This window comes from Bordetella sp. 15P40C-2 (assembly GCF_009763235.1).
Lineage (GTDB): Bacteria > Pseudomonadota > Gammaproteobacteria > Burkholderiales > Burkholderiaceae_B > Bordetella_A.
Map to the genome: position 1 here is coordinate 36276 of NZ_WSJA01000035.1, position 7074 is coordinate 43349.

A 7074-nucleotide genomic window follows, 5' to 3' on the forward strand; every position below is an offset into this window, starting at 1 on the left:
AGCCATCCGCCCCAGATCCTTCGGGCGGATGGGGACGAAGGCTCCGCCGAGTCCCCCGCAGGCGCACCAGCCCCAGCTGGTCGCCGTAGGGCCGGGGGGAGCCGACGGAAAATTTCAAGCAGGTACCGAGCCCCCCAAAAACGGTCCGGGGGACCGTTTTGGGGCTCGGTACCGTCGCGCCGAAATAGGGAGCCCCAAGGCGACCGGTTTCAGTTGGGGGGCTTGCCCCGCGCCGCGTTTCGCGGCCAACGGCGTCCTCAGTGTGACGTACAGGAACACCTCCGAGGAAACGAGGGGGCCAGTGCCGGGCAGGGTACCGTAGGTGCCCTTCCCAAACGTGGCTGGGGAGGCCGTTGGCCGCGAAGCGGCGGCGCCCCCGAGCAACGTTTACGTTGCGCTGGAGCGCGGATTCCCCGGAGGGGTCCGCGCGTGAAGGAAAGCGTAGCTCGCGGTGGCCGACCTACCGGATCGGCCAAGGGGCGCTTCCCAGCCCCGCCCGCGAGCGAAGCGCGCAGAAAGCTGCGTGAAGACTCGCAGCGCGAGGATTCATGCGGCTTGCGGAGGGGTTGAGGCGACGCGGCTCAGACCGCCTTAAGGCGGGATGTGCGGCGTTGCCTCAACCCGGAGCGGCGATTTTTGCCGCTCCTTTTCTTGCTCTGTTTGCGCTTTTTTGACCGCATCGCTGAATTTTGTGATGCGCAGTCCGCATACGTCGCCGCATACGTCGCCGCATACCTGAATGTATGGGGGCACGTATGCGGAAAGGTATGCGGACTTTGTCGCTTAAGACCGACAACAAAAAAGCCGAATGAAGCTGTTTGAAGCGGATCGTTATCAGCTTGCCTTATATGCACAAAACAGCCCTGGCACGATGAACATCGCAGTTCATTTTAGGAAGGAGATCCAGACATGGAGAACGTCAACGCTGTCAATGCAGCAGCCACAGCCCGCCTTGTTGGATGGCAGGCTGACCGGGCAAAGGAGCGGGGAGCAGAGAAACTGAGCTGCGTGCTCGAGTGGGTTTATAGATGGGGCTATGCGTCGGCTAGCACTTTGGTGCTGGCGTCTGGCGCACAGGATCGTAGCTACACCCAACGGTTGGTACGGAAAGGTTTGATCCGCCCGGTACCGACCACTCGGTGCCCAACGACCCGCGAGATTTATGTTCTTTCGCGAGCTGGCTTGGACCAGGCTCGCGCAGCTTATTCAGAATACATAGACTACCCAGAGTTAGATACTAGACGCATCAACCAGGCCAACGTGCGTCACAACCTGCTCGCACAACGGGAAGTGCTCGCCCGTCTTCCCGCATATCAAGGGTGGATGTCGGATCGGGACTTTGGGCAAAACTTAGCAGATTCAAAACGACCGGATGGTGGTTTGGTCGACGATCAAGGCCGCATCACAGGCCTCGAAATCGAACTATCGGGAAAATGGGCGCGCCGACTCGATCAACTTTCCATACGAATCGTCGCAAGCCTTGCGCAGGAAAAATTAAGCAAGTTCATCGTGTTGTGTGCGACTGAAGCAATGGCGGCGCGCTATCGAGGAGCACTCCGCGACGGACACGAAATTCAGAAATGGGAGCAGGTCGGGGAGAGTAAGTTCGTTAAACGTGGCAAGTGGCCACCGATCCCCCCAGAGATCGCCGGAAAAATTAACATCGAAGTTTTGGCCACATAGAGGCCCTTTCCTTTCTTTGCCCGGTCTGTGACACGATGGTTGTCAACAGCCACACAAGAGTAAAAGGAAGGTAAAAAGAAGGTAAAAGCGGGTCCGATGCCCGGAAAGCCTTGCGGCACAAGGGTTTCCAGAGGGAGGGCGGAACGCAACTCCGACAAAGTGGAACGCAACTCCGACAAAGTGGAACGCAACTCCGATGGAAGCGGAACGCAACTCCGATGGAAGCGCAACGCTAGACGTGCAGACCGTGGAAAAGGCCGTCAAAGTGCATCTGGCCCTGCCCCTGTAGCAGGCAACCAGAGGGCAAGCTGTGGCTTGCCTTTGGTGCTGTCCTCGATCTTGTGCACCGCAACGATTTCGAGCCGTTCCAGCTCGGCGCAGGCGGACGCCAGCGCCTCCCGGAATTTCCTCATCGGGCTCCGATATTCCATTTTGGCTTTGAGCCAGTCCAGCGCATACCGCTGCACGCGGTTCGACGACGTAGCCACTAGTCTTTGCAAAGTCTTCGCCATATCTTGATTTCGCCCGAAGCGGCGGCGCTTCTCCCAATCGACTAGGGCAAACTCGCGATTGGCGTACATAACACTCCAACGTGGATCTATGGTAAGGGTGTATTGCTCTCTGGTTTCGTCGTAGTCGAAGCCCGTGATGAGGTGCAGGGCGCGAGTTTTGCCCACGGAAAGCTTGGGCCTCCCATCGGCCTTCGTAACCTCCACGACGAGCATGGCAAATACAAGGTCCTGGAATGTCCTGTGAAGCCATCGGTAATTTTCGCCCTGTGTCGAGCGGCCAATCTCGCGAAGGAACTCGGCACGGTTGATGGTGACTGGTCTACCTAGTGGCTGATTCTGAGCCTCCTTCATGGCTTGCATCCAGACGTCGGCCTGCGCCTCATCCAGTTGTTTGCCGCTGAACCTAATTTCGGCATCTCCACGGGCGGTCAAGATAGTGTTGTCATGCATCTTGCGACGGCCACGCGCCACGGGCGCAAACAGACTTGAGCGTGCGATGTGATTTGGCATAGCCCTAAACACTTCCCTCATGCCCGGAAGAAAAATTTGGGCGTGCGTTTCAGACGCCTTCTCTTCTATTTGTGCCAGTGCATTGTTGGACATTTCCTCCAGCCACAACAAATTACTGGGTAGCTGTGGCAGAGGGGAACTCCTACGCCTGTTTGCGGCGCTTTGCTCGCTCACAAGAAGTCCGCACCATCTTGAAATTTTCTGGGTCGTCCTGGCCCGCGTTTTTGCTCTTTTTTTGCGTCAGCCTCCTCCCAACCAGTTTCTTGGGAGGACTGGCCCTCCTCCAGCCCACGGAGCCAAAGCCGGACCGCTCGAACGGACCAGACCACGCGTCGTGCGCCAGGGATCGCCAGAGATGGCGGCAATCTCCCCCTTCTTCTGTGTGCTTCCATGGACCTGCGCCCCAATTTGATCAGCTCCCCAAACTCGTCGATTGAGATGGTGGCGTCGGGGTCGAGTCTGGAAAATTTTTCGCGGAAATCGGGTACGTTTTGCGGGGAAGTTTCCGACATCTAGAGCTCCTGAGTGTTCTTTGCGGAGCTCCATCTTCTTGCTGCAGGGAAGGCTTAAATGCCTTTTTGTGTTTTTTTTCCCCACACAAAAAGGTAGATCTCTTCGAGCCCGTTCCCGTGCAAATTCCGTGCAATGCTAGATGTCGGCACAACGTATTAGATGCGGCTTAGAAGTACCAAATTCCTTAAAAATCAGTTATTTATGTTATGCTTACCCTGTTTGGTTCCGGATCATAATCCGCAGGTCCCCTGTTCGAATCAGGGATGCGCCACCAAGAATACCAAGGCCCACAAGAAATTGTGGGCCTTTTGTTTTGTTCGACGAATTTCGGCTCTACCCCACCAAGGGGCATCCATCAGCGCAGTGCCAAACGTGACACGGGCGCATCGGTTATTCGTTGCACGAGATCCGAGACGACTTTGACAAACCGTGCCGACGCGGTCGGGGGCACGACGACTCCGGATAAGAACATTCTCAGATCCAGGGCGATTTGCCGGTAATCTGAACCGGTCACGGCGGCGCGTAACGCCACCATCAGGCTTTTGATCGACGACGATCGGCGGTCGAGGACGTCACTTTGCAGATCCTTTTCGCCGTAAGGGCTGACGATCACATCGACGTCATCCCTGACAAATAACGAATCGACCAGTCGTTGAACGCTGGCGAATACGTAGACCGATGACGAAGATTCGACCTCGTGTACGGGGAAGTTCAGAAAAACGTCATCGCCGACCAGCGACCACGACTGATATCGCACGGGGGCACGCTGGCACGGTCGTAGCATGCTCTCCAATGCCCACCGCTCGGCTCTCCCGTGCTGGCCCACGTCAACGGCTTGCTCCAGTCCCGCCTTTCGCGGCAGAGCGACCGAGTGGGGCATGGCATCGCTTTGCTCGTCAAAAAACAGCTTGCCACACGTCGTAAGCTCGACCAAGTCGTAGAAGCTGATCAGTCTGCAAATGGGCTGGTTCGGGTCCAGATCGGGACTGAGATAAATGCTCAATTCGACACCTCAAATCTAAATGGCTTCACGCTTGGCCATAGCCGAAAACATGTTAGCCATATCGTTTGGAGGCTGTATTACGACAGTCTTACCATTTCGTAAGAATGCCCGGTTCTCGTGCGTGCGGGGTTTTTCGTCGGCTATATTGACCAGGTCCCTGTTCGCGCTGAACTCGCTTAGGTACCGATATGTGGCAGTGTTTGATTATTGAAGACGACAAAGAGAACGCGCGTTATCTTGCGAATGGCTTGACTGAACTGGGTCACGCAGTGAACGTTTGTTCGGACGGCGTGACGGGCCTGGATAGCGCGATGAAGGAGCACTGGGACATCATCATACTGGATCGCATTCTGCCCAACCATGTCGATGGCCTGTCGATTCTGTCGACGATTCGCGCTCTGGGCAAGACCACGCCTGTACTGGTATTGAGTGCGCTCTCGGCCGTGGATGATCGGGTAGATGGCTTGCGCGCCGGTGGGGATGATTACCTGGTCAAACCCTTTTCGTTCACGGAGCTTGTTGCGCGGATGGACGCACTTGTCCGACGCATGCGCCCGAATCAGGAGATCAAGGAACTGCGTATCGCGGATCTGGTGGTCAATGTCACCACTCAGAAGGTTCTACGTGCTGGCACACCTATTACGCTGCAGCCGCAGGAGTTTCGTCTATTGGTCTATCTGATGCTAAACACTGGCAGAACCGTGACCCGTACGATGCTGCTGGAGACCATCTGGGGCTACAACTTCGATCCACAGTCAAATGTGATTGATGTCCAAGTCAGCCGACTACGTCGCAAGATCGACGCGGGAGCAGTCAGGCCTTTGATTCATACCGTACGTGGCGCCGGATACACGCTTGCCGATCTGCCCGAGCCGGACGGTGCCGCCGCGATCTTATGATGCCGTTCCTGAGGAATCATTGGCGCTCGATCTCGTTTCGCCTGACATTGAACTACGGGATATTGGCGATCCTGACGACACTCATTCTGATCGCTTTTCTTTACTACGAGGTGATTGGCGCATTACGGACCGAGTACACCCGTCAGATCACGGCTTCGGCGAAACGTTTGTCTGCTGCCTATGAGGAAGGCGGGCGCACCGCACTAGCCGCCGCGCTGGAGCTGACCTTGGCTGACCGTATCGATTCGGGTCGCGAGATATACCTGTTGCTGGACGAAAAAGGCAACAAGATCGCCGGCAATCTGGACCGCCCTCCTGCCGCGCACGATTCCTATGTCGGGGTATTCGAAGGCGAAGTGCTTCAAGACGGTATCCCGACCCGCGGCCATCTGCAGATCCAAACGCTGGCGGGTGGCGAAACACTAGTGGTCGGGCACGATCTGAGCGAGATGGGTGACATTAGCGCGATGATCTGGCAGGCGATCGTGGCGGCCTTTGTTCTGGCGGCTTTGCTGGTCATTATCGGCACGTACATCTTCCGCGGCGAATTGGCCTATCGGGTAAGCCACATCCGCCGCACAACGCAGCAGATCGCGGCAGGGCAATTATCGAAACGCGTCTCCACGGCAGAAAGCGATGACGAATTCGCCCTGCTCAATCGCGATATCAATTCGATGCTGGATCGTATAGAGCTCTTGATGAAAAGCGCCCGGCATATCTCTGACACGATCGCCCATAACTTGCGTACGCCATTGACCCGCATTGTGGGAGGACTCCGCGCGGCACAGCAACCCTCGGCCTCGCCACAGCAGGTACTACAGGCCAATCAGCGTGCGGTCGAAGAGATCGAGCGCCTGAGCGTGATGTTGGAAAAGCTTTTGCAGATCGCGGAGATGCAGGCAGGCATTCAGCGGCGTTCGTTCAAGCCGTGCGCGCTGCATACGATTGTGAGCGATGTCGTGGAGATGTACGCCACGCTGGCCGAAGACAAGAACGTCTCCATGACATTGACCCACTCAGAGACGGTCCACGTTCACGGCGATGCCAATCTGCTGGCCAGCGCTTTGGCGAATCTCGTCGACAACGCTGTCAAGTATGCGTCTCGAGAGATTCGCGTAGCAGTATTCCGTTCCGAACATTCAGGACGCGTCGTGATCAGCGACGATGGGCCGGGCGTTCCCGCTGACCAGTATGAGCACCTGGGCAAGCATTTTTATCGATTGGACCCCTCCCTGGAAGGCCACGGTCTTGGCCTGACCAGCGTATTGAGCATTGTGGAGCTGCATGGCGGCGCCATCGTTTTTTCCGATGCACAGCCGGGGCTCAGCGTCATGCTCACGCTGCCGGTCGAGCCCACGGCCTAGGAGTGACACGCAGTCCAGGCACGCCAGTTGCTGAAGGGTGAGTCCATATCTCATCTCACCTGGAGACTGACATGAAACGTGAACTGCTGACCTGGACTGCCGCGATGACTGTAATGGGCGCTTTGGCTGGGGGTGCATACGCCCAAAGCACCCCGGATACCGGCGTGCCGTCGAGTACCTCGCCCTCGACCACTCCGAATGATGGCACGGCAGTGCCGCCCAACACCCCGGTGCCTCCCGGACAAATTCCGCCTCCTGTGAACACCAATCCGTCGCAAGGCAGCCAAGGTACGATGGGTTCGCAGCCGAATCACGCCACTGGCACGAGTACCGGCACCCCCGGTAGTCAGACGGGCCTGCCGACGACGGAGAATCAGGTCCCCAACCGCGCTGAGCCGGGCACGAACGAGCCGAAAATACCGAACACGGGCGCCAAGTAAGCAGCACGCTTCGCCCTGGAAAAAACGGCGCCCAGCTTGGGCGCCGTCAGGCTGTTGATAAACCCCTGGTTTTTGCCGGGGGTTTGTTTTTGAAGGACCGCTCAGGCGCGGCGGCGCCGCGTGTGGAAATTGGAGTCCAGATGGGTCATC

General features: G+C 57.3%; 6 protein-coding genes. 4 read left to right on the forward strand and 2 right to left on the reverse strand.

What is annotated here, in order from left to right:
• The first annotated feature begins 909 nt into the window (after positions 1 to 909).
• Entirely contained in the window at positions 910 to 1683 is a 774-nt protein-coding gene (locus tag GOQ25_RS15235) for a hypothetical protein (protein WP_160351328.1), read from the forward strand.
• A gap of 260 nt (positions 1684 to 1943) precedes the next feature.
• Here the strand turns inward: GOQ25_RS15235 and trfA are convergent, their stop codons facing one another.
• Positions 1944 to 2798, reverse strand: coding sequence for a plasmid replication initiator TrfA (gene trfA, locus GOQ25_RS15240; protein ID WP_160351329.1), 855 nt, complete (start codon positions 2796 to 2798; stop codon positions 1944 to 1946).
• Between the two features lie 775 nt (positions 2799 to 3573).
• Entirely contained in the window at positions 3574 to 4221 is a 648-nt protein-coding gene (locus tag GOQ25_RS15245; protein ID WP_160351330.1) for a hypothetical protein, read from the reverse strand.
• Between the two features lie 188 nt (positions 4222 to 4409).
• Between GOQ25_RS15245 and GOQ25_RS15250 the strand changes: the two genes are divergently transcribed.
• The 3 genes from GOQ25_RS15250 (at position 4410) to GOQ25_RS19585 (ending at position 6924) form a co-directional block, all read left to right on the forward strand.
• Positions 4410 to 5120 (forward strand): response regulator transcription factor, encoded by a 711-nt coding sequence (locus GOQ25_RS15250; protein WP_160351331.1) that lies wholly within the window; start codon positions 4410 to 4412, stop codon positions 5118 to 5120.
• A complete protein-coding gene (locus GOQ25_RS15255; protein ID WP_160351332.1) occupies positions 5117 to 6484 on the forward strand; it encodes a HAMP domain-containing sensor histidine kinase in 1368 nt (455 codons plus the stop codon). Before GOQ25_RS15250 ends, GOQ25_RS15255 begins: the two co-directional genes overlap by 4 nt.
• Before the next feature lie 71 nt (positions 6485 to 6555).
• Entirely contained in the window at positions 6556 to 6924 is a 369-nt protein-coding gene (locus tag GOQ25_RS19585; RefSeq protein ID WP_236844606.1) for a hypothetical protein, read from the forward strand.
• The last annotated feature ends 150 nt before the right edge of the window (positions 6925 to 7074 follow it).

Coding starts and splice junctions, on each gene's coding strand:
- GOQ25_RS15235 (WP_160351328.1), top strand. CDS start 910: ATGGAGAACGTCAACGCTGTCAATGCAGCAGCCACAGCCCGCCTTGTT.
- trfA (WP_160351329.1), bottom strand. CDS start 2,798: ATGTCCAACAATGCACTGGCACAAATAGAAGAGAAGGCGTCTGAAACG.
- GOQ25_RS15250 (WP_160351331.1), top strand. CDS start 4,410: ATGTGGCAGTGTTTGATTATTGAAGACGACAAAGAGAACGCGCGTTAT.
- GOQ25_RS15255 (WP_160351332.1), top strand. CDS start 5,117: ATGATGCCGTTCCTGAGGAATCATTGGCGCTCGATCTCGTTTCGCCTG.
- GOQ25_RS19585 (WP_236844606.1), top strand. CDS start 6,556: ATGAAACGTGAACTGCTGACCTGGACTGCCGCGATGACTGTAATGGGC.